Source organism: Kroppenstedtia guangzhouensis (assembly GCF_014637345.1).
Lineage (GTDB): Bacteria > Bacillota > Bacilli > Thermoactinomycetales > DSM-45169 > Kroppenstedtia > Kroppenstedtia guangzhouensis.
The window spans coordinates 191,911-215,302 of record NZ_BMEX01000005.1 but is presented as its reverse complement, the minus strand read 5'-3'; the positions used below and the strand labels follow the sequence as shown (position 1 = coordinate 215,302).

Annotated in this window: 19 protein-coding genes; all 19 read left to right on the top strand. The window is 53.2% G+C overall.

Going from position 1 to position 23,392, the window contains the following annotated elements; all coding sequences use genetic code 11:
* Window positions 1–577: 577 nt before the first annotated feature.
* Window positions 578–1,264, top strand: a complete 687-nt coding sequence (locus tag IEV46_RS09360) for a hypothetical protein (protein WP_188432322.1) — start codon at window positions 578–580, stop codon at window positions 1,262–1,264.
* A 130-nt stretch (window positions 1,265–1,394) separates the two neighbouring features.
* A complete protein-coding gene (locus IEV46_RS09355; RefSeq protein ID WP_188432320.1) occupies window positions 1,395–1,652 on the top strand; it encodes a hypothetical protein in 258 nt (85 codons plus the stop codon).
* Between the two features lie 12 nt (window positions 1,653–1,664).
* A complete protein-coding gene (locus IEV46_RS09350; protein ID WP_188432318.1) occupies window positions 1,665–1,868 on the top strand; it encodes a hypothetical protein in 204 nt (67 codons plus the stop codon).
* Window positions 1,869–2,048: 180 nt separating this feature from the next.
* On the top strand, window positions 2,049–4,157 hold the full coding sequence (locus IEV46_RS09345; protein ID WP_188432316.1) for a (Fe-S)-binding protein: 2,109 nt from the start codon (window positions 2,049–2,051) through the stop codon (window positions 4,155–4,157).
* Window positions 4,158–4,819: 662 nt separating this feature from the next.
* Window positions 4,820–5,998: an acetyl-CoA C-acetyltransferase gene (locus IEV46_RS09340; protein WP_188432314.1), complete on the top strand. Its 1,179-nt coding sequence runs from the start codon at window positions 4,820–4,822 to the stop codon at window positions 5,996–5,998.
* Between the two features lie 371 nt (window positions 5,999–6,369).
* Complete coding sequence (locus IEV46_RS09335) at window positions 6,370–7,227, top strand: 3-hydroxybutyryl-CoA dehydrogenase (protein ID WP_188432312.1); 858 nt, start codon at window positions 6,370–6,372, stop codon at window positions 7,225–7,227.
* Between the two features lie 31 nt (window positions 7,228–7,258).
* Window positions 7,259–8,401 carry an acyl-CoA dehydrogenase gene (locus IEV46_RS09330; RefSeq protein ID WP_188432310.1) on the top strand — a complete coding sequence of 381 codons (1,143 nt, stop codon included), beginning with the start codon at window positions 7,259–7,261 and terminating at the stop codon, window positions 8,399–8,401.
* Window positions 8,402–8,463: 62 nt separating this feature from the next.
* Complete coding sequence (locus tag IEV46_RS09325; protein ID WP_188432308.1) at window positions 8,464–9,606, top strand: acyl-CoA dehydrogenase; 1,143 nt, start codon at window positions 8,464–8,466, stop codon at window positions 9,604–9,606.
* The gene (gene meaB, locus IEV46_RS09320; RefSeq protein WP_188432306.1) at window positions 9,603–10,598 is read left to right on the top strand and encodes a methylmalonyl Co-A mutase-associated GTPase MeaB; all 996 of its coding nucleotides are present in this window, start codon (window positions 9,603–9,605) and stop codon (window positions 10,596–10,598) included. The genes IEV46_RS09325 and meaB overlap by 4 nt, the downstream gene beginning before the upstream one ends.
* Window positions 10,595–11,239, top strand: a complete 645-nt coding sequence (locus IEV46_RS09315) for a TetR/AcrR family transcriptional regulator (protein WP_188432304.1) — start codon at window positions 10,595–10,597, stop codon at window positions 11,237–11,239. The genes meaB and IEV46_RS09315 overlap by 4 nt, the downstream gene beginning before the upstream one ends.
* Before the next feature lies 1 nt (window position 11,240).
* A complete protein-coding gene (gene icmF, locus IEV46_RS09310; protein WP_188432302.1) occupies window positions 11,241–14,501 on the top strand; it encodes a fused isobutyryl-CoA mutase/GTPase IcmF in 3,261 nt (1,086 codons plus the stop codon).
* Window positions 14,502–14,808: 307 nt separating this feature from the next.
* The gene (gene rpoE, locus IEV46_RS09305) at window positions 14,809–15,255 is read left to right on the top strand and encodes a DNA-directed RNA polymerase subunit delta (protein WP_188432300.1); all 447 of its coding nucleotides are present in this window, start codon (window positions 14,809–14,811) and stop codon (window positions 15,253–15,255) included.
* A gap of 181 nt (window positions 15,256–15,436) precedes the next feature.
* The gene (pyrG, locus tag IEV46_RS09300; protein WP_188432298.1) at window positions 15,437–17,050 is read left to right on the top strand and encodes a CTP synthase; all 1,614 of its coding nucleotides are present in this window, start codon (window positions 15,437–15,439) and stop codon (window positions 17,048–17,050) included.
* A 368-nt stretch (window positions 17,051–17,418) separates the two neighbouring features.
* The gene (locus IEV46_RS09295) at window positions 17,419–17,796 is read left to right on the top strand and encodes a response regulator (RefSeq protein WP_188432296.1); all 378 of its coding nucleotides are present in this window, start codon (window positions 17,419–17,421) and stop codon (window positions 17,794–17,796) included.
* Window positions 17,797–17,823: 27 nt separating this feature from the next.
* Entirely contained in the window at window positions 17,824–18,219 is a 396-nt protein-coding gene (gene kal / locus IEV46_RS09290; RefSeq protein ID WP_188432294.1) for a 3-aminobutyryl-CoA ammonia lyase, read from the top strand.
* Window positions 18,220–18,832: 613 nt separating this feature from the next.
* On the top strand, window positions 18,833–19,657 hold the full coding sequence (gene kce / locus IEV46_RS09285) for a 3-keto-5-aminohexanoate cleavage enzyme (protein WP_229736016.1): 825 nt from the start codon (window positions 18,833–18,835) through the stop codon (window positions 19,655–19,657).
* Between the two features lie 616 nt (window positions 19,658–20,273).
* Window positions 20,274–21,128 (top strand): class II fructose-1,6-bisphosphate aldolase, encoded by an 855-nt coding sequence (fba, locus tag IEV46_RS09280; RefSeq protein WP_188432292.1) that lies wholly within the window; start codon window positions 20,274–20,276, stop codon window positions 21,126–21,128.
* Window positions 21,129–21,179: 51 nt separating this feature from the next.
* Complete coding sequence (gene fsa, locus IEV46_RS09275; protein ID WP_188432290.1) at window positions 21,180–21,839, top strand: fructose-6-phosphate aldolase; 660 nt, start codon at window positions 21,180–21,182, stop codon at window positions 21,837–21,839.
* Window positions 21,840–21,952: 113 nt separating this feature from the next.
* Window positions 21,953–23,200 (top strand): UDP-N-acetylglucosamine 1-carboxyvinyltransferase, encoded by a 1,248-nt coding sequence (murA, locus tag IEV46_RS09270; protein ID WP_188432288.1) that lies wholly within the window; start codon window positions 21,953–21,955, stop codon window positions 23,198–23,200.
* Window positions 23,201–23,392: the final 192 nt, after the last annotated feature.

The window sequence follows — 23,392 nt, the reverse complement described above, 5'->3', positions numbered from 1 at the left end:
TGAGTGGTAAGGCTCTCCCCGGTCACACCAGTCTCTGCCTGCATCACAGAATCTTGAATTATCGGACTCACCCTAGTACTACCTTGAGCCTTACTTAAAGAGTGTCAATCGATGTCGAACATAGTCTGTATTGTGGGTGTGGAGCGAGCTCCAAATGCAGAGTCACGGTCTGTTTTCAATTGATTTGGGACAATATTCGACGTTTTCTTGAGTAAAATTCATCAACACTCAAAGCAGTACCAGAAGTTCTGTTAATATAGTGTTTCCGAGTTGGGAATAGGTTTCACATTCCACTTCATTTGTACCGGTGATCCGATACCGTTCCATGTGAAGTCCAATCCTCCCTCTGACGGGTTTTTTCACAATGTCTTTAGGTCCCTGCAGTAGTTCCGGTATCGACGATTTTAGAGTAAAATGAGACCCACTTCCGAAATTTGAGGTGGAAGCGCGGATCTATAAATTGGAGAGTGAGGGAGTCGATTGCGCATCCGAGCGATGATGTGGACGATGGCTGTGTTTGCAGTCGGGATGGCGGTAGAGACATGTTTTTAACCGGTACGATGAGTTCTTGGAATATGTGCCCGTAACAAACCGGATTCAAGGCGGAAAAAAGGGTTGGAAAAAAGCTGCGGCAATGGCGGGTTCTTTTCTCATTCATTGGGTGCCAGGTTTTTTCACCTGCTGGGTCCTGCTTTGGTTTTTCAACAACACTGCGGTTCTTCTCCTTTTCTTCCCCACTTTCTTTGTGGTTTATGAGATGGTCAAAGCCAGAGGGAGATATAAAAAGGCTGTACTGAGTCTGGGAGGGCTTGCCCTTTTGTCCCTTCTGACTTATTCAGGTTTTCTGGGATACATGGAGGCGGGTAAATCTCCGGAATCGGAGAAACCGATGATATCCGACAGGGCTTTGGAGCAGGCGGAACTGGCCCTGAAATCTTATCATCTTTTGGAAAGTTATCATGTGGAAGTGGATCACGATAAGAAGAATGTCAAAGTTAAGATCAGCACGACCCGAAAGGTTCCACATTTCGAAGCGGTGCAAGTGGGTGAGACCTATGCACAGGTTTTGGCGGATGATTTCGGGGGTTCAGCAAAGGTTGACTCAGGTTTCCATGAATATACAGCGGAATTGTGGAATCACTGGAATCTGGAGATCACGGTGGGACCCGGGTTCCTCTGTGATTACCGGGGTGAAAAGAAGCGGGGGGAGGAGTTTCATTGGCAAGGTCCCCTGACGTGTCCGGAATGGTTTGGGGTTCATTAAAGTGAAGTTTGTTCTTTTCGGTTTCGCTCAAGATTCTGTACAATGGGTACAGGATAAAACTTATAACCCTTTGACTGTTTTTTCAGAAGGACTTTTCCACGGGAATCGGAGGTGAAAAGGAGGGAGTGTTGTGCAGGGGTGGAACAAGAGAGGTTTGCTCCGTGAACAGGGGAACCGAGTCTTGTATGAGGGTTACTCCATCCGCGGGGTGATCACTGAAGATTACTGTTCCAATTGCGGGACGCCCTCTGTTTTTTCCGAGGAGTATGTGGCTTGTTGCTGTCTCGTTTGCAATGAATGGTTGGAGGGAAGTTGTGGTAGTCCGGATTGTGACATTTGCCTTCACCGGCCGGTTACTCCCCTTCCTCCCGATCATTTTTCTGATTGAAGAGGTGTAACCATGACGGTATCCGATGGATCAGAGACAGCGGGAAAGGGATGGAAGCATCCTGTTTCGCGGAAGGTCCGGGGAAGGGGACTTCTCTGCTCATCAGTCATGGATCAAAAGGGTCTGTTGATCGACGGGCTCTTTTTTTGGAATATCCAAGAGATCCCCCACATCGGCGGGGTGTCTCGACATATTTTCTTCCTGCGGGTAAGATGAAATGCGGAGATTTGAACCGGAAGAAAAAATGAATGAATGACCACTCATTTTATGCTACAATGAGATTAAGAAAAAAGTTGGATATCCGATCCAAGTGATGTGGTCAGACCGGAGTGTAACCGGTGTCAACTGTACGAATATTCCCCCGTGGCTGATTCTCGAGCAAAGGAGTGGATTGACGTGTCCTTGTTGGAAATCATCAACCTGATCGCGTTTCTCGCGGTTTTCGGGTATGCGTTTTACCTGTTTGCCAAGGTTGTCTATTCCCGTTATATGTATGTCCGACTGGGAAAATCGGCGGATTTCTCCGCGGATCTGAAGTATCGGATGAATCAGCTCCTGGTCAATGTCTTTGGGCAGAAAAAACTGATGAAAGATCCCAAAAGCGGATTGATGCACATCATCCTCTTTTATGGTTTTATCATTATTCAGTTCGGGGCGATTGACCTTTTTATCAAAGGACTGTTTCCAGGGAAGCATTTACCCTTGCCCGCCTATCCGGTGTTCACACTGATCCAGGAGATCACGGTGTTCACCGTGCTCCTGGCCACCCTGTATTCCTTCTACCGGCGCTTCATCGAGAAGTTGCCCCGTCTCAAACGCGGTTTTAAATCTGGCTTGGTGGTTATCTTTCTGACTGTTTTGATGACCTCGATTCTCTTTTCTGCCGCTTTCGAACATCTGTGGGGGTTGACGGAGCCGTTGCCAGCTTGGTCGACACCGGTTTCTTCCGTGATTGCCGCAGCTTTCTCCTGGATGACGCCGACGGCGGCCATCGTGATGTTCTATATCTTTTGGTGGATTCACACCCTTGATGTGCTTGCCTTTCTTGTCTACGTGCCCCAATCGAAGCATTTTCACTTGCTCGTGGCACCGATCAACTGGTTCCTCAAGCGTCAGAAGCCGCCAGGGAAGCTGAAACCGATCGATTTTGAAGATGAATCCTTGACAGAGTACGGGGTCAACAAAATCGAGCAGTTTGACCAAAAGGATCTGATCGACCTTTACGCTTGTGTGGAGTGCGGCCGTTGTACCAACGTCTGTCCCGCCTCCGGGACGGGAAAGATGCTTTCCCCGATGGACCTTTTGGTCAAGATGCGGGATCATCTGACGGAGAAAGGGGCTGCCATCACCTCCAAGAGTCCTTGGATGCCAGCTTATGCTTTCAGTGGAGCCAATGCTGCCACGGAGGTGGCAGTAACCAAGGAAGAGGGCGGGAGCTACGATTATCCCGTCGATCTGATCGGGGATGTGATCACGGAAGAAGAATTGTGGGCCTGCACCACCTGCCGCAACTGTGAAGATGCCTGTCCGGTTTCCAATGAGCACGTGAGCAAGATCATCGACATGCGTCGTCATCTGGTGATGACGCAAGGGAAGATGCCGGCGGAAGCCACCCGCACCTTCCAAAACATTGAGCGCCAGGGAAATCCCTGGGGACTCAGCAAAAAGGACCGGGAGAAATGGCGGGAAGATCTTGAAGAAGGAATCCAAGCCCCCACAGTGAAGGAGCAGAAAGACTTTGAATATCTGCTCTTTGTCGGCTCCATGGGTTCCTATGACAACCGGAGCCAAAAGGTGATGCAATCTCTCGTGAAACTGCTCAACCATGCCGGAGTCAAATTTGCCATACTGGGTAAAAAAGAGAAAAACTCCGGAGATACCGCCCGTCGTATGGGAAATGAGTTTCTGTTCCAGCAACTGGCCATGGATAACATCGCTCAATTCCAAAAATACAATGTGAAGAAGATTGTGACCGCTGACCCCCACGCTTATAATGTGTTTAAAAACGAATATCCGGATTTCGGTCTGGAAGGGGTGGAAGTTTACCACCATACGCAGCTGTTGGCGGAGTTGCTCAAAGAAGGACGGCTGAAACCGGTGAAGGAAGTGAAGGAACGGGTCACGTATCATGATTCTTGTTACCTGGGCCGGTACAACGACGAGTACGATGCTCCCCGATTTATCTTCCAGTCCATCCCGGGAGTGGAGCTTGTCGAAATGGAGCGGAACCGGGAGAACGGGATGTGTTGCGGTGCCGGCGGGGGAATGATGTGGCTGGAGGAACAGTCCGGGGTTCGGGTCAATACCGCCCGAACGGAACAAGCCCTTGCTGTCAACCCCACACTGATCGGAAGTGCATGTCCTTATTGTCTGACCATGATGAGCGATGGAACCAAAGCCAAAGAGGTGGAAGACAACGTAAGAACCATGGATGTGGCCGAGGTGTTGGCGATGTCCGTCGATTTCGGGAAACAGCTGGCCCCAGTTGCCGAAGAAGTCCACTGAATCGCTGGAGACGGATTCCGAGGGTTCCATACCGACTGCCTTTGGCATTTCAGGAAGTTTGACAGTTATGGGAACCCTGAGCCGCTCAGCAAGTTAAATCACTGATCATGAATCACCCGGGGGGGGGATTTCCCCCGGGTCTGTTTTATTGGAGGGAAAATCTTTTTGTAAAGGGGCAATTTCATACGCTGTGGAAGCTGTGTCTTCCCGGTCATGGGAAGGAGGATTTTCGCATCTCCATCAAAGGAACATTGTATGAAAGATTGTTATTCCATTTTATGGGGTAAATCCAAAGGCGACCCCTGGGGAGATCAAGCAGGCCTATCGGCAACTGATCACGAAAGGCCTTGGAGCGATCCGGGAGAGGTTCCTTCCGCCTCCGGTGGAAGGGAGAGGGATTTTCAGGCTCGTCGTCAGGACTGTAAAGCATCATCTGGGCAACGTCCCGGATATGGAAAACAGAACATCTTGTGGTTTCAAGGGTCCGTCGATGGCCAGGATGCCTTTTTTACTCGGAACGGGGGGGTTGCATTTTTTTCCAGTCGGGAAAAGAGCGTTGCCAAGGTGGAAGAAACAGAGTAATCTTGATATTGGAAGCGTTTTTCTGACCCGATTCCGAACGAGCGCTCAGTTGGATGAACGGATTTCATGGAGGTGCTGACATGAGGGAAACAGTTGTGCTCGGGGGGGCCCGTACCCCTTTTGGCCGGTTTGGCGGTACATTGAAGGATGTTGCTGCAGTGGATTTGGGGGGGATCGCAATCCGGGGTGCCCTGGATCGCTCGGGAGTTCCCGATGAAGCGGTGGAGGAAGTGATCATGGGCATGGTTTTACAGGGGGGGCAAGGTCAGATCCCCTCCCGCCAGGCGGCCCGAAAAGCAGAACTTCCCTGGGAAGTGGGAACGGAAACGATCAACAAGGTTTGTGCCTCAGGAATGCGGAGCGCCACTTTGGCGGACCAGATCATCCGCTCGGGAGATGCGGAAGTGATCGTGGCGGGTGGAATGGAGAGTATGTCCAATGCCCCGTACTTGCTTCCCGGCAGCCGCTGGGGTCAGCGGATGGGAGATGGGAAAGTGGTTGATCTCATGATCCACGATGGTCTCTGGTGTGCCTTTGATGGGGTACACATGGTGGTGCACGGAAGCAATGTGGCTGCCGAATACGAGGTCTCCCGGGAACAACAGGACAGATGGGCTCTTCGCAGTCATCAACTGGCCACTGCAGCCATTGACTCCGGCAAGATGGCGGAAGAGATTGTGCCCGTGAAGGTGAAAGGGAGGAAAGGGGAGACATGGGTGGACACCGATGAAGCACCCCGCCGGGACACCTCCCTGGAAAAACTGGAAGGCCTGAAGCCGGTCTTTCTCAAAGATGGCACAGTGACCGCGGGGAACGCTCCCGGAGTGAACGATGGGGCCTGTGCTCTGGTGCTCTCCTCCACCGACAAGGCGGAAGAGCTGGGGATTCGGCCCATCGCCCGCATCCTCGGGCATGCGGCAGTGGGGATGGAGGCCCGTTATTTTCCTGTCACTCCGGCCTATGCCATTCAGAAACTCTTGAAGAAACACGATCTCACCCTGGAGAGCATCGATCTGTTTGAAGTGAACGAGGCGTTTGCCGCCGTCGCTCTGGCGAATGGTAAGATCCTCGGTTGGGACGAAAAGAAGGTGAATGTGAACGGAGGTGCGATCGCTCTCGGTCATCCGATCGGAGCCAGCGGTGCCCGGATCATCCTCACCCTGATTCACGAACTGCAACGGCGCGGGGGTGGATTGGGAGTTGCCGGCATCTGCAGCGGCGCCGCCCAGGGTGACGCGGTTCTGATCCGGGTCGATTGAACCGATTGGTTCCGGAGGCAGACGGGGTGGTTAGGGATAAGGGCGTGTCTTGTAATTCAAGCGCCTAAAGGAAAGTCGGTTACATCTAGAGTTGTGAAAACATCGGAGGGAGGGTTGGTTGGGTTTCACATGGAGTGATTTTGGATCGTAAGAACAACGAAAAGGTCATGTGAAACCCAATCCCGACCGGCCTGGCCCCAGTCCTTTGTCAGCATGTTTACCGGAAGTGCGAAAACAGGAAAATGTAGGGTCGTCGCAATTTTTAGCAATTATTTACCAGTCACCCACAAGCATTACATTGAGATGGTTCTCTCCGCGGGGGACTTTCGCCTCCCGCGGAATCACTACAACCCACAGGAGGGGGATATGCTTTGAACATCCGAAAATTCACCGTGATCGGTGCGGGTCAGATGGGCAGCGGGATCGCCCAGACGGCGGCTCAGTCCGGACTGGTGGTCTGTCTGCACGATTTGAAGGAAGAGATTGTCCAAAAGGGATTGAAGGGAATTGAGAAAAACCTGTCCCGGAGCGTGGAGAAAGGGAGGATGAGTGATGCGGAGAAGGCGGAGGCTTTGGGGCGGATCCGGGTCACCACTAGTTTGGAAGAAGCCGCATCCGAGGCGGATATCGTGGTGGAGGCCGCTGTTGAGAATATGGAAGTGAAGACCGACCTGTTCCGACATTTGGATCGCTATGCCCCCGCTCACGGAATTCTCGCCACCAACACTTCCTCCCTGCCCATTACCGAGATCGCCGCTGTCACCCGTCGTCCGGAGCGTGTGATTGGAATGCACTTTATGAACCCGGTGCCGGTGATGAAACTGGTGGAAGTGATCCGGGGCTTGGCCACTGCCGATGAAGTGTTTGATGCAGTGGAACAACTGGCTCGCCAGATGGGGAAAACTCCGGTGGAAGTGAATGATTTTCCCGGATTTGTTGCCAACCGGATCCTGATGCCGATGATCAATGAGGCGATTTACACCGTCTATGAAGGTGTGGCCGAGCCGGAAGCGGTGGATCAGGTGATGAAGTTGGGCATGAATCATCCCATGGGTCCTCTCACTTTGGCGGACTTTATCGGGTTGGACACCTGCCTGTATATCATGGAAACCCTTTATGAAGGTTTCGGGGACTCCAAATACCGTCCCTGCCCCTTGTTACGGAAGTATGTGAAAGCAGGCTGGCTCGGCCGGAAAACGGGACGAGGCTTTTATACCTATGAATCCTGACACCCAGAGTGGTTACGGGGAGGTTTGAATTATGGATCTCCGGTTCACGGAAGAACAGGAAATGATGCGGAAGATGGTGCGGGATTTTGCCCGCACCGAAATTCCCCCCTGGATTCCTTCGATGGACAGGGAGGACCGGTTTCCAAGAGAGTTGGTCCGAAAAATAGGGGAGCTGGGATTGATGGGGATCCCGATTCCCGAAAAATGGGGAGGAGCGGGGGCTGATTTTATCAGCTATATCCTGGCCCTTGAAGAGATCTCCAAAGTGAGTGCGGCTGCAGGTGTGATCCTGGCCGTACACACTTCAGTGGGTACCTTTCCCATCCTCCGCTACGGGACGGAGGCGCAAAAGAAGAAGTATGTATCCCGCTTGTCCCGGGGGGAGTACCTGGGTGCCTTTGCCCTGACGGAACCCCATGCGGGCTCCGATGCCTCCGCGATCCGGACCCGGGCGGTGAGAAAAAAGGATCGGTACATCCTGGATGGGAGCAAGATCTTTATCACCAATGCCGAGGCTGCGGATACCTATATCACCTTCGCCGTCACCGATCCCGATCAAGGTCCCAAAGGGATCTCCGCATTTATCGTGGAGAAGGACACCCCTGGATTCATCATCGGTAAAAAAGAGAAAAAGATGGGACTGGGGGGATCCAACACCTGCGAGCTTATCTTTGAGTCGGCGGAGATTCCGGTGGAAAACCGACTGGGGCGTGAGGGTCAGGGATATGAGATCGCTTTGTCCAATCTGGCTGGTGGCCGGATCGGCATCGGTGCACAAGCTTTGGGTATTGCGACATCGGCTCTGGAAGCGGCAGCCGCTTATGCCAAGGAGCGTCATCAGTTCGGGAAGCCGATCGGAAAGCTTCAGGCGATCCAGTTCAAATTGGCGGACATCGCCACCGAGGTGGAGGCGGCCCGCCTGCTGATTTATCGGGCGGCAAATCTTTATCAGGAGGGTCGTCCCTGTCGGAAAGAGTCCTCGATGGCCAAAATGTTTGCCTCAGATACGGCGATGAAGGCGACCATCGAAGCGGTCCAGGTGTTCGGCGGTTATGGCTACACCCGGGAATATCCGGTGGAACGATTGTTTAGGGATGCCAAGATCACTCAAATCTATGAAGGAACCAATGAAATCCAGCGGATCGTGATTGCCGGGGAGTTGCTGAAGGGTTGAATTTTGAGTGAATCCCATGTTGACATCGTATGATAAAGAGAGTAAAAGGGAGGATCACCACCATGCAGTTCCGATTAAATGAGGAACATGAGATGATGCGGAAGATGGTCCGGGAGTTCGCAGAGAAAGAAGTGGCCCCCACCGCAGCGGAGCGGGATGAGCAAGAGCGCTTTGATCGTTCGATCTTCGATCAGATGGGCCAGTTGGGTATGACGGGAATTCCGTGGCCGGAAGACTTAGGGGGTGTAGGTTCCGACTTCCTCAGTTATGTGATCGCCGTGGAGGAACTGTCCCGGGTGTGCGCCTCCACCGGAGTGACCTTGTCAGCCCACCTGTCCCTGGCAAGCTGGCCGATTTATAAATTTGGAACTCCAGAACAAAAAGAGCGTTTTCTCCGCCCGTTGGCGGAAGGGAGCCAATTGGGGGCATATGGCCTGACCGAACCGGGTTCCGGATCAGATGCGGCGGGCATGCGGACGACGGCGGTCCGGGACGGGGATGCTTATATTCTTAACGGAAACAAGATCTTTATCACCAACGGTGGGGAAGCGGAGATTTATGTGGTCTTCGCTGTGACCGATCCGGAGAAGAAACACCATGGAGTCACTGCCTTTATCGTGGAAAAGGACACCCCGGGCTTTTCCATCGGAAAGAAGGAACAAAAACTGGGGATTCGTTCCTCTCCAACCACGGAAATCATCTTTGAGGACTGCCGGATTCCCGTGGAGAACCGTCTCGGGGAGGAAGGTCAGGGCTTTAAGATCGCCATGATGACTTTGGACGGAGGCCGTAATGGGATCGCCGCCCAAGCCGTCGGAATCGCCCAGGGAGCACTGGATGCTGCCACCGCTTATGCCAAGGAGCGAAAACAGTTTGGTAAGCCGATCGGAAAGCTGCAGGCGATCCAGTTCAAGCTTGCGGATATGGCGACCCAGATTGAAGCAGCCCGGCTTCTCACTTATCAGGCGGCCTGGTTGGAAAGCGAGGGTCTCCCCTATGGAAAGGCTTCGGCCATGGCCAAATTGTATGCCGGTGATATCGCCATGCAAGTAACCACCGAAGCGGTTCAGGTGTTCGGTGGGTACGGTTACACCCGTGAATATCCGGTGGAGCGTTTCATGAGGGATGCAAAAATCACCCAGATCTATGAAGGGACCAATGAGATTCAGCGGGTGGTCATCGCCAACCACTTGATGAAAGAATGACCTTTTTCCGGGAGTATGAGGAGGATGGGATCCGACAATGGGCTGATCAGATTCAAAATGGCGATAACCGGATGATCGCCCGGGCGATCTCCTGTCTCGAATCCGGGGACTCCCGTGGGGAAGCCTTGTTGGAAGAGTTGTATCCCCGGACCGGTCGCGCCTTTCTGGTGGGGTTGACGGGAGCTCCCGGAGCAGGTAAGAGCACCCTGACGGACCGGCTGATCACCCATTTGAGGGGGGAAGGATACAGGGTTGGTGTCCTTGCCGTCGACCCCACCAGTCCCTTCACCGGTGGTGCCATCCTGGGAGATCGCGTCCGGATGGGGCGTCACGCCCTGGATTCCGGAGTCTTTATCCGGAGTATGGGCAGCCGGGGGAACCTTGGCGGCCTCGCCCGCGCCACCCGGGAAGCGGCCCGCGTTTTGGATGCCGCCGGGTTTGAGGTGATTGTCATCGAAACCGTGGGCGTGGGCCAATCCGAAGTGGAGATCATGCATCTGGCCGACACCGTTGCTCTTGTGCTGACTCCCGGCAGCGGAGATGCGGTTCAGGTGTTTAAGGCCGGGATCATGGAGACAGCGGATCTTTTCGTTGTCAACAAGGCGGATCGGGAGGGAGCGGCCCGATTGGTCCGGGATATCGAAGAGATGTTGAGTCTGGTCAAAGAAGAGGGAGACTGGATCCCTCCCATTCTCCGAACGGAAGGGAAAACCGGGCGGGGGATTGACGAGCTGTGGTCCGGCCTTCAAAAACACCGACAATTCCTTCAGGAGAGCGGGCAGTGGGAGGATCAGCGCCGCACCCATCTCCGCCGGGAATTGGAAACCATCATCGAAGAAGCGATGCGCACTCACCTGTTGAGGGAAATGAACACATCCGCCTTTCAAAGAGATTTGGATCGGATGCAGATTCGACAGGAAAGTCCCCGCCGGGTGGCGCGAAAATGGCTGGACCGCCTGGTCGGGGGAAACCCGGAAGGAGGGGGAACATGAGCCGGGATTCGAAAAGGATTCCTTCCGTGGTCAAAAACCGGCAACTGGTTGAAAAACGTCGGCAACAGATTATCCGGGGAGCTTGCGACCTGTTTGTCCGAAAGGGGTTTCACAGGACCACCACCCGCGAGATCGCCCGGGAGTGCGGTCTTTCCATCGGCACCATGTACGAATATATTCAAAGCAAAGAGGACGTTCTTTACCTGGTGTGCGACCATATCCATTCCGAATTGGAATCCCGACTGAAATCAGCCCTTGCGGAAACGGGAAGCGGCAGGGAAGGACTCACGAAGGCCATTGCCCAGCATTTTCGCGTGATGGCGGAAATGAGCGATGATGTTCTCCTCATTTACCAGGAGACCAAATCACTGCCCGGAGAGGCCATGTCCTATGTCTTGAAAAAAGAAGAAGAGATCACATCTTTGTTTGAAGAAATTTTGCAAAGGGGCATCCGGGACGGGACCCTGACACTGGATCCCTCGGTAGTGAAGCTGATGGCTCATAACATCATGGTTCTGGGTCAGATGTGGACCTTTCGCAGATGGGCCTTGAAGGGGCTTTACACTCTGGAAGAGTACACCCGTCACCAGACAGCCCTGTTGCTTAATCAATGCATCCATCCGAAAACGGGAGGGAAGTGACATGTCAACAGAGGTGTATCAACCGCGAAATCCCGTTCGGTTTGTGACTGCGGCCAGTCTCTTTGATGGTCATGATGCCGCGATCAATCTGTTCCGAAGGCTTTTGCAGGCGAGCGGTGCGGAAGTGATTCATCTGGGGCACGACAGGTCCGTGGACCTGATCGTCGATGCCGCCATCCAGGAAGATGTTCAGGGGATCGCCGTCTCCTCTTATCAGGGGGGACATATGGAATTCTTCAAATATATGATCGATCGGCTGAAAGAAAGAGGAGCCGGTCACATCCGAGTGTTCGCAGGAGGAGGCGGGGTGATTGTTCCCCGGGAAATCCGCGAATTGGAAGCTTATGGTGTGGTTAAAGTGTTCTCTCCGGAAGACGGGCGAAACTTGGGCCTGCAGGGAATCATCAACCATATGATGAAAGCCTGTGATTTTCCCACAGTGGAACAGGAGTCCTGGGAGAGGGAAGCCGCGGAGAAAGGGGATCACCGAGCGATCGCTCGTCTGATCACCCTGGCTGAGAAGGATGTTTTGGAGAAGTCAGATGGAAACCCTTCCGGGCAGCAGCCACCCACTGCAGGAAAAGGAGAGGATTCCGGATACAAAGTGCCTGTGGTCGGTCTCACCGGTACCGGCGGCGCCGGAAAGAGCTCCTTGACCGACGAACTGGTGCGGCGGTTTCTGGCGGACTTTCCTGATAAAAAAGTGGCCGTTCTGTCCATCGATCCCTCCAAGCAGAAAACTGGCGGGGGGCTGCTCGGAGATCGAATCCGAATGAATGCTGTGCACCATCCTCGGGTTTACATGCGGAGTCTGGCCACCCGGAAAAACCGGTCGGAGCTCTCCGGAGCCACTCAAGAAGCATTGTCTGTATTGAAACGATCCGGTTTTGACATCGTTTTTCTGGAAACCAGCGGAATCGGTCAGGGGAATGCCGATGTAGTCGATGTGAGCGACTTGTCCGTCTATGTGATGACATCGGAATTTGGGGCTCCCTCCCAACTGGAGAAGATTGAAATGCTGGATTATGCCGATTTGGTCGTGATCAACAAATTTGACCGCAAAGGCTCCAAAGATGCTCTGCGGGATGTGAAAAAACAGTATCGTCGCAACCACGAACTTTTTGATGCCCCTGACGAAGAGGTTCCCGTCTTCGGTACGATGGCCAGCCGATACAACGATCCCGGTACCAACCGGTTTTACCGGGCACTGATGGATCGGTTGACGGAGAAGATGTCTTTGGATTGGAAATTCGGTTGGGAGCCGGGCACAGACCGGCAAGGAGACATCCATATCATCCCGCCGGAACGGAGTCATTACCTGAGGGATATATCCAACACGGTCCGAAAATATCGGAAGCACGTGGAAGAACAAAGCCGGCTGGCACGGAAAGCCCATCAGTTGGAAGGAAGCCTGGAAACCCTTGCGGAGTACGAGGAGGAAGCAGAAGGACTCTCGGAGAGGTTGCATCGGGTCAAAGAGAAAGTGGAAGTGGGGATGGACCCCGAAGCGAAGCGGTTTCTCGAAGAGTGGCCCAAGCTGAAGGAAGCCTATCGACAGGATGAATATAAGGTGACCATCCGGGACCGGGAGATCCGCACTCCCCTGTTCACGGAAACTTTGTCCGGAACCCGTATTCCCAAAGTGTCGTTGCCCAAGTTTGAGGATCGGGGCGAGCTGGTGCGATGGGGGATGCTGGAGAACGTACCGGGACGATTCCCCTTCACGGCGGGAGTGTTTCCCTTCAAACGGACGGATGAAGATCCCAAACGAATGTTTGCCGGCGAAGGGACCCCGGAGCGGACCAATCGCCGCTTCCACTACCTTTCCGAAGGGGAGACGGCCAAACGGTTGTCCACTGCTTTTGATTCGGTGACACTGTATGGAAGGGATCCCGATGAACGGCCGGACATCTATGGGAAAATCGGGGAGAGCGGGGTCAGTGTCTGTACCCTGGAGGACATGAAAAAGCTGTACGCCGGTTTTGACCTGTGTGCTCCCAACACCAGTGTCTCCATGACGATTAACGGACCTGCCCCGATCATTCTTGCCATGTTCCTCAATACGGCCATCGATCAGCAGATTGACAAATTCCGGGAACAGAAGGGGCGGGAACCCAAGCCGGAGGAACAGGAGGAGATCCGGGCCCGGGCCCTGTCCACGGTCCGGGGCACGGTACAGGCGGATATCCTGAAAGAGGACCAGGGACAAAACACCTGTATCTTCTCCACCGAGTTTGCTCTGAAGATGATGGGAGATATCCAGGAATACTTCATTGCCAACCGGGTGCGAAACTATTACTCTGTCAGCATCAGCGGTTACCACATCGCCGAGGCGGGGGCCAATCCGATTTCGCAGTTGGCTTTCACTCTGGCCAATGCTTTCACCTATGTGGAGTATTATCTTTCCCGGGGAATGGACATCGATCAGTTTGCTCCCAACCTCTCCTTCTTTTTCAGCAATGGGTTGGATGCGGAGTACTCTGTGATCGGTCGGGTGGCCCGCCGCATCTGGGCAGTGGCGATGAAAAGGCTTTACGGGGCCGGTGAGCGAAGCCAAAAGTTGAAATACCACATTCAAACCTCTGGCCGCAGCCTGCACGCTCAGGAAATCGACTTTAACGATATCCGGACCACTCTCCAAGCTTTGATGGCCATCTATGACCAGTGCAATTCCCTGCACACCAACGCTTATGATGAAGCGATTACCACACCGACCGAAGAATCGGTACGACGGGCTATGGCCATCCAGATGATTATCACCAAGGAACTGGGCCTCGCCAAGAATGAAAATCCGCTTCAGGGTTCCTTCATTATCGAAGAGCTGACGGACCTGGTGGAGGAAGCGGTATTGTCGGAATTTGATCGGATCAGCGATCGGGGAGGCGTCCTCGGGGCGATGGAAACCCAGTATCAGCGGGGAAAGATCCAAGAGGAGTCCCTTGACTACGAGACCAAGAAGCACTCCGGGGAACTGCCGATCATCGGAGTGAACACTTTCCTCAAAGAAGGGGACGAAGCGGAACCGGAAGTGAAGCTGACACGGGCCACCCCCGAAGAAAAACAGACTCAGATCCAAAACCTGCGCGAATTCCAGGAAGCTCATCGGGAAGAGGCTAAAGCGGCCCTCGACCGACTGAAACAGACAGCCCGGGAGAATGGCAATCTGTTTGCGGAATTGATGCATACCGTTCGCCATGCCAGCCTGGGGCAGATCACAGACGCCCTTTTTGAAATCGGCGGTGAATACCGTCGCAATATGTGATCTGGGACAGTATCCGTTCTCTGCCGGCCGGCGGGCCGGCTTTTTTTATATCGGCACAGGGAATCTGATCGGGTTCTCCCGCATCAGTTGACTTCGCAAAGGTTTTGGTTAAAATAGACATACGGTAAACAAGAGATTGCGGAGTTCCCCAGAAGTGTTGTGAAAAAGATGTCACAGGGTGGGGGTTACATGGAGCGTCGGATTGTCAGAACGTCTGAGCGAAATGTGAAACCTTATCCCAACCGTTCAAAGAAAGTATTAAATCACAACATTTCTGGACTTTTTAAAGGAAGGAAGTGCGTGACGGATGAACCTGGCAGAGTTGAATGAAGAAGACATCCGGGAGACCGCCATGGTCGACATTGCTTATCATATATTGCGGGAAAAAGGTGAACCGATGTTATATCGGGAGATCATGGGGGAGGTTGCCGGGTTGAAAGGGTTTTCAGAGGAGGAAACCCGAAGCTTGATCGCCCAACTGTATACGGAAATCAATATCGATGGCCGCTTTATCTGTGTCGGTAAAAGTCTGTGGGGATTGAAACGATGGTATCCCACGGAACAGGCCACTGACGCCGCCGTCGCCCAGAATGTCAAAGAGGATGACTCAGACGAGTTGGAAGAAGATCCGTTCGATGAGGAGGATCCGGATCTGGAAGAGGCGGACACCGACGGGGATGAGGATTTTGGCGGGGATTTTGACGACAGGGAGTTTGATGATGCCACCCTGGACAAGGAAGAAGAGGGATCTTGACAAAGCGGGACCTCAGCAGTAAAGTAGCATATGGGCTAAATTTTGTTTTACCTTTAACAGCTGAGCGGCTGTTGCCGCTGAATAAGCCTTTTGCGCGTAAAGTGCCCCCCAAGCACAGGGAGGCGCTTTTTTTTAATTTCTGGAAGCATTCTGGGAACGATAACCGGAGGAGGGCGGATCGATGACGAAGTTTATTTTTGTAACCGGCGGCGTGGTATCATCCCTGGGAAAAGGGATTACTGCGGCTTCACTGGGGCGGTTGCTGAAAAACCGTGGTTTGAGTGTTACCATTCAAAAATTTGATCCTTATATCAACGTGGACCCCGGAACCATGAGCCCTTATCAACACGGAGAGGTCTTCGTCACTGACGACGGAGCGGAGACTGATCTTGATCTGGGTCACTATGAACGGTTCATTGACATCAATCTGTCCAAAAACAGCAATGTGACCACCGGAAAAATCTATTCTGCCGTGATCAACAAAGAACGGCGGGGGGACTATCTCGGTGGGACGGTGCAAGTGATTCCCCACATCACCAATGAGATCAAAGACCGGGTGTTCCGGGCGGCCCGTGAGACCCATCCCGATGTCGTGATCACCGAGATCGGTGGGACCGTGGGGGATATCGAGAGTCTCCCTTTCTTGGAGGCCATTCGCCAGATCAAAAGCGAAGTCGGTCGGGAACATGTCATGTATATCCATTGTACATTGATTCCCGAACTCTCAGCCACCGGTGAGCTGAAGACTAAACCGACGCAGCACAGTGTAAAAGAGCTGAGAAGTATCGGAATTCAACCCCATGTGATCGTTTGCCGGGCCGGACGTCCCCTTTCCGAGGAGATGAAGCAGAAGATCGCCCTTTTTTGTGATATTGACCGTGAAGCGGTGATTGAGACGCTGGATGCAGATACATTGTACGAAGTGCCCCTGATGGTACAAGCCGAAGGATTGGATCGGATTGTGGTTCGTCACCTGGGGCTGGATTGCAAGGAAGCCGATATGACGGATTGGATCGCCCTCGTCGAAAAGGTGAAAAATCTGAGCCATCGCTTGAAAATCGCCGTGGTGGGCAAGTATGTGGCCTTGCGGGATGCTTATATGAGTGTGGTTGAAGCCTTGAATCACGCCGGGTTTGCCAATGATACCGAAGTGGAGATCCTCTGGATCAATTCTGAAGAGGTGACATCTGAAAATGTCCATGAGCTTCTGATGGAGGCTGACGGCATTCTGGTGCCGGGCGGTTTTGGCGACCGGGGCATCGAAGGGAAGATTGCGGCGATCCGTTATGCCCGGGAACGTAAGATTCCCATGTTCGGAATCTGCCTGGGTATGCAGATGGCCTGTATCGAAGGGGCTCGTCATATACTGGGTTTGAAGGGGGCCAACAGCTCCGAGATCGATCCGGAAACCCCTCATCCGCTGATCGATTTGCTCCCGGAACAGAAGGAAATCGAGGATTTGGGCGGAACGATGCGACTCGGCCTTTATCCCTGCAAACTGAAACCCGGTACCCGGGCCCAAGAGGCTTACGGGAATGGATTGGCGTATGAACGGCATCGACACCGCTATGAATTCAACAATGAATACCGGGAGCAGATGATGGAAGCAGGCTATGTATTCTCCGGCACCTCACCGGACGGACGTCTGGTGGAGATCGTGGAACTGAAGGATCACCCTTGGTTTGTCGGCTGTCAGTTCCATCCCGAATTCACTTCCCGGCCGGACCGTCCCCAACCCCTGTTCCGGGAATTTGTGGCGGCATCATTGAAAGCGAAACAAAGGGCCCATGTCTGATCGGGTGTAATCATCCTTCATCATCCGTCATTTTTCATCGCGCCACCCGGCGCGTTTTTTTGTTTTTATTAAATGGAAAGAAAGTGATTTTGATTCATTTATGAAAGGGGCGAAAGAACACGAAACAGGGGTTCTGTCCGTAATTGCTTCTTTTCGAAAAGGGGTCCTTGACAGCTTTTTCAGTCGAGAATAGAAGGAAAACAGACATCGGATTGTGAATATAAAAAAAGAATCCACTTTTTCCTCAACCGGCACAGCCAGTTCCGAGAAGTTGATACCGGTTATACATAGATCGAAAAGTCAGGAGTCAGCATGGATCATGATTTCCTTTTATATGCCGAAACGGGTTCTCACAAGGGGGGACAAGTATGTCGCTATCAGACAAAAAAGTCCTGGTTGTCGATGATCAGTACGGGATCCGTATTCTTTTGACAGAGGTATTTTCCCGGGAGGGGATGAACATCTTTCAGGCAGCCAACGGTAAATTGGCGTTGGAGCTCATCCGGAAAGAAAACCCGGATTTGATTTTACTGGACATGAAAATGCCGGGAATGGACGGTCTCGAGCTGCTTCGACAACTGAAAAAAGAGCAAATGGACGTGATCGTGATCATGATGACAGCCTACGGGGAATTGGATATGGTGGAGGAGGCAACCAAATTGGGAGCCCGTGCCCACTTTACGAAACCTTTTGACATTATGGAACTGCGGACAGAAGTGATCCGTCAACTGACACAAACAGAGTGACGGAACCAAAAGACAGGAGGGAAAGAGATGCTGGAAGAAGTGAAAATCCGTTTGCGCATGAGTCAAGCTGATGCCCATTATGGAGGAAATCTGGTGGATGGTGCCAGAATGATGTCCCTGTTCGGTGATGTGGCCACTGAACTCCTGATTCGTCTGGACGGGGATGAGGGCTTGTTTGTGGCTTATGACTCGGTTGAGTTCACAGCACCGGTGCATGCAGGGGATTATATCGAGGCGACAGGCAAGATCACAAGGAAGGGGAAGACCTCCCGGGGGATGAGTTTTACCGCTCATAAAGTGATCGAGGCCAATATCGACCCTGTCAATCCCTCCGCCGCACGTGTGCTGGAAGAGCCGCAGCTGGTGGCCCGGGCGACTGGGACTTGTGTGGTTCCCTTGGAAAAGCAGCGTTTGAACAGATAAGGCAAAAAGATTCGAGTGCCTGAGTCCATTTGGAAGCGTTGTGATCCCTACAACCTTGATCCTTACTCCAAGAGTGTCAATCGATGTCGATCATTGTCTCTATTGTGGGAAGCGAGCTCCAAATGCAGTAATCACTGTCCAGGTTCATTTGTTTTGGGACAATCTTCGACATTCCATAATTCATCAACACTCAAAGTAGTACTGGAAGCATTGTGAAAAACCGTTCACAGGAAGGTTTGGTTTCACATGTAGCGTCTTTGGATCGCATGAGCTTTGGCTCCAAAATGCGAATTCCAATCCCGACGGACCCGGCCAGCACCAATTCACAACGTTTTTAGGTGACAGGCACGGGTTGGTGACTCATACGGCTTTCCCCAAACTACGACAAGTGAGAGGCTTTCAAAGAGGAATATGGTGTTACCAAAGAGCATAAAGGCCGGGGTTTTTATGCGGGTCGGTAGCAAAGGGAGTTTTTATGTGAAAAGTGATCTCTGAGACAGTGCGGGGCTTGGCTCGCAAACATCTGCAACTGTTCAGAGAATGGATATCACTAAAAAAGGAGGGCGCGCCTCCGCCCACGGCTAACCCGTGGGTTTTCGGCGCTATCATTTCTATGAAGACCATGGAGAAATTGATCATCACCGCTGCCTTGGTCGGGGCTGAGGTGACCCGGGAAGACACCCCCCACCTCCCCGTCACTCCGGAAGAGATCGGGGAGGCGGCCGCCCAAGCATGGGAGGCGGGAGCAGCCATCGCTCATATCCATGTCCGGGATGAAACAGGCAAGCCCAGCCAGAGCCGGGATCTGTATGAGGCGGCCATCCGGGAGATTCGGAAGCGTTGTCCGATCATCGTTCAGGTATCCACCGGGGGAGCTGTCGGGATGTCACCGGAGGAGAGGTTGCAACCGGTTTCCCTAGGCCCGGAGATGGCGACCCTGACTACGGGCACGGTCAATTTCGGGTCGGAAGTGTTTATGAATCCTCTCGCGGAGATCCAATTCTTTGCGGAGGAGATGATGCGGTATGGAGTGCGGCCGGAATTTGAAATTTTTGATACAGGGATGATTGGAACCGCTCTGGGGCTGGTTCGTGATGGGTGGGTAACCGGACATCTCCATTTCGACTTTGTGATGGGTGTTCCTGGGGGGATGCCCGCGACGGCCCGTCATCTCCTGCTCCTGATCGACCAATTGCCCAAGGGTGCCACCTGGACGGTGGCGGGGATCGGCAGACATCAGTTGCCCATGGCTGCTCTGGGAATCACTCTGGGGGGACACGTCCGGGTCGGGCTGGAGGACAACATTTACTACCGCAAAGGGGAGTTGGCCACCAATGCCCAACTGGTGGCACGGGTGAAACGAATCGCCGGTGAACTGGAGCGGGATGTGGCCACGCCGGAGGAAGCCCGGCAGTTGTTGGGTCTGGGAGAGAAGTAGAGTATTGTTCGGCCATCATCGAGTGGGCGGTCGAATTCATATTTTGGTGTAAAATCGGGTAAAAGAGAAGGAACAAGCAGGTGGACAGAGCTTCCACAGGGACGGCCAAAGGAGTATGAACCTCTGCTGGATGCCTTCAAGAAGGTATGAGGAAAGACGGTTTTAGCGGTCACCCGGGTCACGGGTTTAGTATCACGTCCTTGTGGGGAGGGATCTTCTCCTCTTATGGTTGCCAAACATTGGAGATCTTGTGGGCATTACGGGGCTCTGATTCCGTGTGCAGCCGCCGGTGAGTCTTTCCACACGGGGAGTACATGTCTCGTCAAGGTCGCTTTCGCTTTCCAGGTCTCGCTGCTGTGTGTTGGTAAGAGAGTGGGTCACATCGGCCCGACTCTCAGTATCAGACACGCTCCGGTGCGTTGACAGTCATCATAACCGGATGTCGGTTCAGGTACCGCAGGGTGTTTTATGTTAAAATACGGGTGGACACTTTCCCGATGCGGGGTGGACCCGCTTTGTTTGGGCGAAGCCGGCGCTCCTGGTATATTAGTAGATGGTACATAACGGGATTTCGACGGTTCATTTTTCAAACCCATCCAGATGAGGAGGATTTCAAATGCCATTGGTACCGATGACCGAGTTTCTCCCCCGTGCCAAAAAAGAGGGATTTGCGGTGGGACAATTCAATATGAACAACCTGGAGTTTGTCCAGGGAATCGCTGCTGCGGCGAAAGAAGAAAAGTCCCCCTTTATTTTCGGTGTCAGTGAAGGGGCCATGCGTTATATGGGACTTGAATATGTGGTGGCCATGGCTAATATCGCTGCCGAAGAGGCAGGAGTGCCGGTGGCACTGCATCTGGATCACGGCAGCAGTTTTGAGGTGGCGATGAAATGTATCCAAGCCGGTTTCTCCTCTGTCATGTTTGACGGTTCCCATCATCCGTTTGAGGAAAACATCCGTCTCACCAAGGAAATCGTCAAAGCGGCCCATGCAGTGGGTGTATCGGTCGAAGGGGAATTGGGAACTATCGGCGGAGTGGAGGATGATGTTCAAGTGGATGAGGCGGAGGCTGCCCTGGCCAAACCTGAGGAAGCGATCCGCTTCTGGGAGGAGACCGGGGTCGACGCGATGGCGATCGCCGTCGGAACCGCTCATGGCATGTATAAAGGGGAACCGAAGATCCGCTTTGATATTATCGAAAAAGTCGCTGACAACATCGATGCCCCCATCGTGCTTCACGGAGGTTCCGGAGTTCCTGACCAAGCGATCCAGGATTCGATCCGGCTGGGTGTGGGCAAAATCAATGTCAACACGGAGAGCCAGGTTGCCTGCACCCGGGTGGTTCGTGAACTGCTCGACAGTAAACCTGACATGATCGATCCCCGTAAATATTTGGGTCCCGGCCGGGAGGCGATCCAGGCGACCGTTCAAGCGAAGATGCGTCTGTTCGGCAGTTCCGGAAAGGCTTGATTTCAGGGGAAGCGTGACCCCTTGCTCATTTTTCACAGGAGATGATCCGCTTTGAAATTTTTTATCGATACTGCCCAAGTGGATGAGATTCGTGAGGCAAATCAATGGGGCATCCTTGCCGGAGTGACCACCAATCCAAGTCTGGTGGCCAAGTCCGGGCGGGAATTTACTGAGGTCCTCCGGGAAATCGTGGACATCGTCGACGGTTCAGTCAGTGCGGAAGTGATGAGTGATGATGCCGAGGGAATGTGGAAAGAGGCGGAGCCGCTCACGGCTATTTCCGAAAAGGTCACCATCAAGGTTCCGATGACTGCTGAAGGATTGAAAGCGGTCCACCGCTTTTCCCGGGAGGGGATCCAGACCAACGTCACCCTGGTTTTTTCTGCTAATCAGGCTTTGATGGCCGCACGGGCTGGGGCCACCTATGTGAGTCCTTTTATCGGGAGATTGGATGATATCAGCCATGACGGAATGGAATTGATCAGACAGATCGCCCATATTTTCGATATACATGAAATCGGGACAAAGATCATTGCAGCGAGTGTACGCCATCCCCTTCATGTCACCCAAGCAGCGGAAAGCGGTGCCCATGTCGCCACCTTGCCCTTTGGCGTCATGAAAAAACTGTTTCAACATCCCCTGACCGATCAAGGGATCAAGCGGTTTAAACAAGACTGGGAACAAGCGAACAAAGGATATAGCAGGAACTGACGATCACCATCATCAGTGTTCCGGCGGTGCGGGTGTGTGGCCTGTCGCCGCCGGATTTCCCTTTTCATGAGGGGTCCGCCCGGGTCAGACGTGAATTGGGAAGGAGGGTCAAGATGGAAAAGCTGATGATCAAAGGAGGACGCCCGCTTTACGGCCATGTGCCGATCAGCGGGGCAAAGAACAGTGCACTGGCTTTGATCCCCGCCACCATTCTTGCCGAGTCGGTCACGGTGATAGAGAATCTACCCGGTATCCGGGATGTGCAAGTCTTTGAAGAAATTCTACGCCGCTTGGGAGCGGAAGTGATCCGGGATGGAGATACTCTGCGCATCGACGGGCGACAATTGAGAAACCTGCCGATGGACGATTCAAGCGTGAAAAAATTGCGGGCCTCCTATTATCTGATGGGGGCGATGCTGGGTCGGTTCGGGGAGGCGGTCGTGGGAATGCCCGGAGGCTGTAATCTGGGCCCCCGCCCCATCGATCAGCATATCAAGGGGTTTGAAGCATTGGGAGCCCAGGTGGTTTACAAGGATGGTTCGATCCATCTGACCGCGTCCCATCTGAAAGGGGCAAGAATCTATCTCGATGTGATAAGCGTGGGGGCAACGATCAATATCATGTTGGCGGCCTCCCGGGCGGAGGGTGTCACTGTGATCGAAAATGCAGCCAAAGAACCGGAGATCATCGATGTGGCCACCCTTCTTTCATCCATGGGGGCCAGGATCAAGGGAGCCGGTACCGATGTGATCCGGATTCGGGGGAAACGTTCTCTTCAGGGATGCCGCCACTCCATCATCCCCGACCGGATCGAGGCCGGAACCTATATGATTGCTGCAGCGGCCACCGTGGGAGATGTGACAGTGGAAAATGTCATCCCCCTTCATCTGGAGCCTCTGTCGGCTAAATTGAGGGAAATGGGCATCACTGTTAAGGAATCCGATGAGTCGCTCCGGGTGATCGGGAAGGAAAATTATCAGGCTGTAGATATCAAAACCCTCCCTTACCCCGGCTTCCCCACGGATTTGCAACAGCCTTTCACTTCCTTGCTCATCCAAGCGGAGGGGACGAGTCTAGTGACAGATAACATTTATGTTTCCCGGTTTAAACATGTGGATGAGCTGTATCGAATGGGTGCCGATATTCGGGTGGAGGGGCGGACGGCACGGATCCGGGGAGGCTCATCCCTGCATGGAGCAACTGTCCGGGCGACTGATCTTAGGGGAGGAGCCGCTCTTGTGGTGGCGGGCTTGGCAGCAACCGGAGTGACAGAGATCATCGGAGTAGATCATATTGACAGGGGATACGAAAACCTAGAAAAAAAACTTTGCTCCCTGGGAGCGGAAATCTGGCGGGTCTAATCGATTCCTTCCTGGCTGATCGACCGGGTTCACTCTGCGGGGTCAAATAGTGTAACATATAAAGGTGATTATGCCACTCCGTTGGGTGTTTTTATAAATTGGCAGGGTTATTGATTAACCAATAAATAGGAAGAGGGAAGGAGTCATGTGTTACCAAAGCGAGATCGGAGTGAAGCGTATGCCCTATGGGTG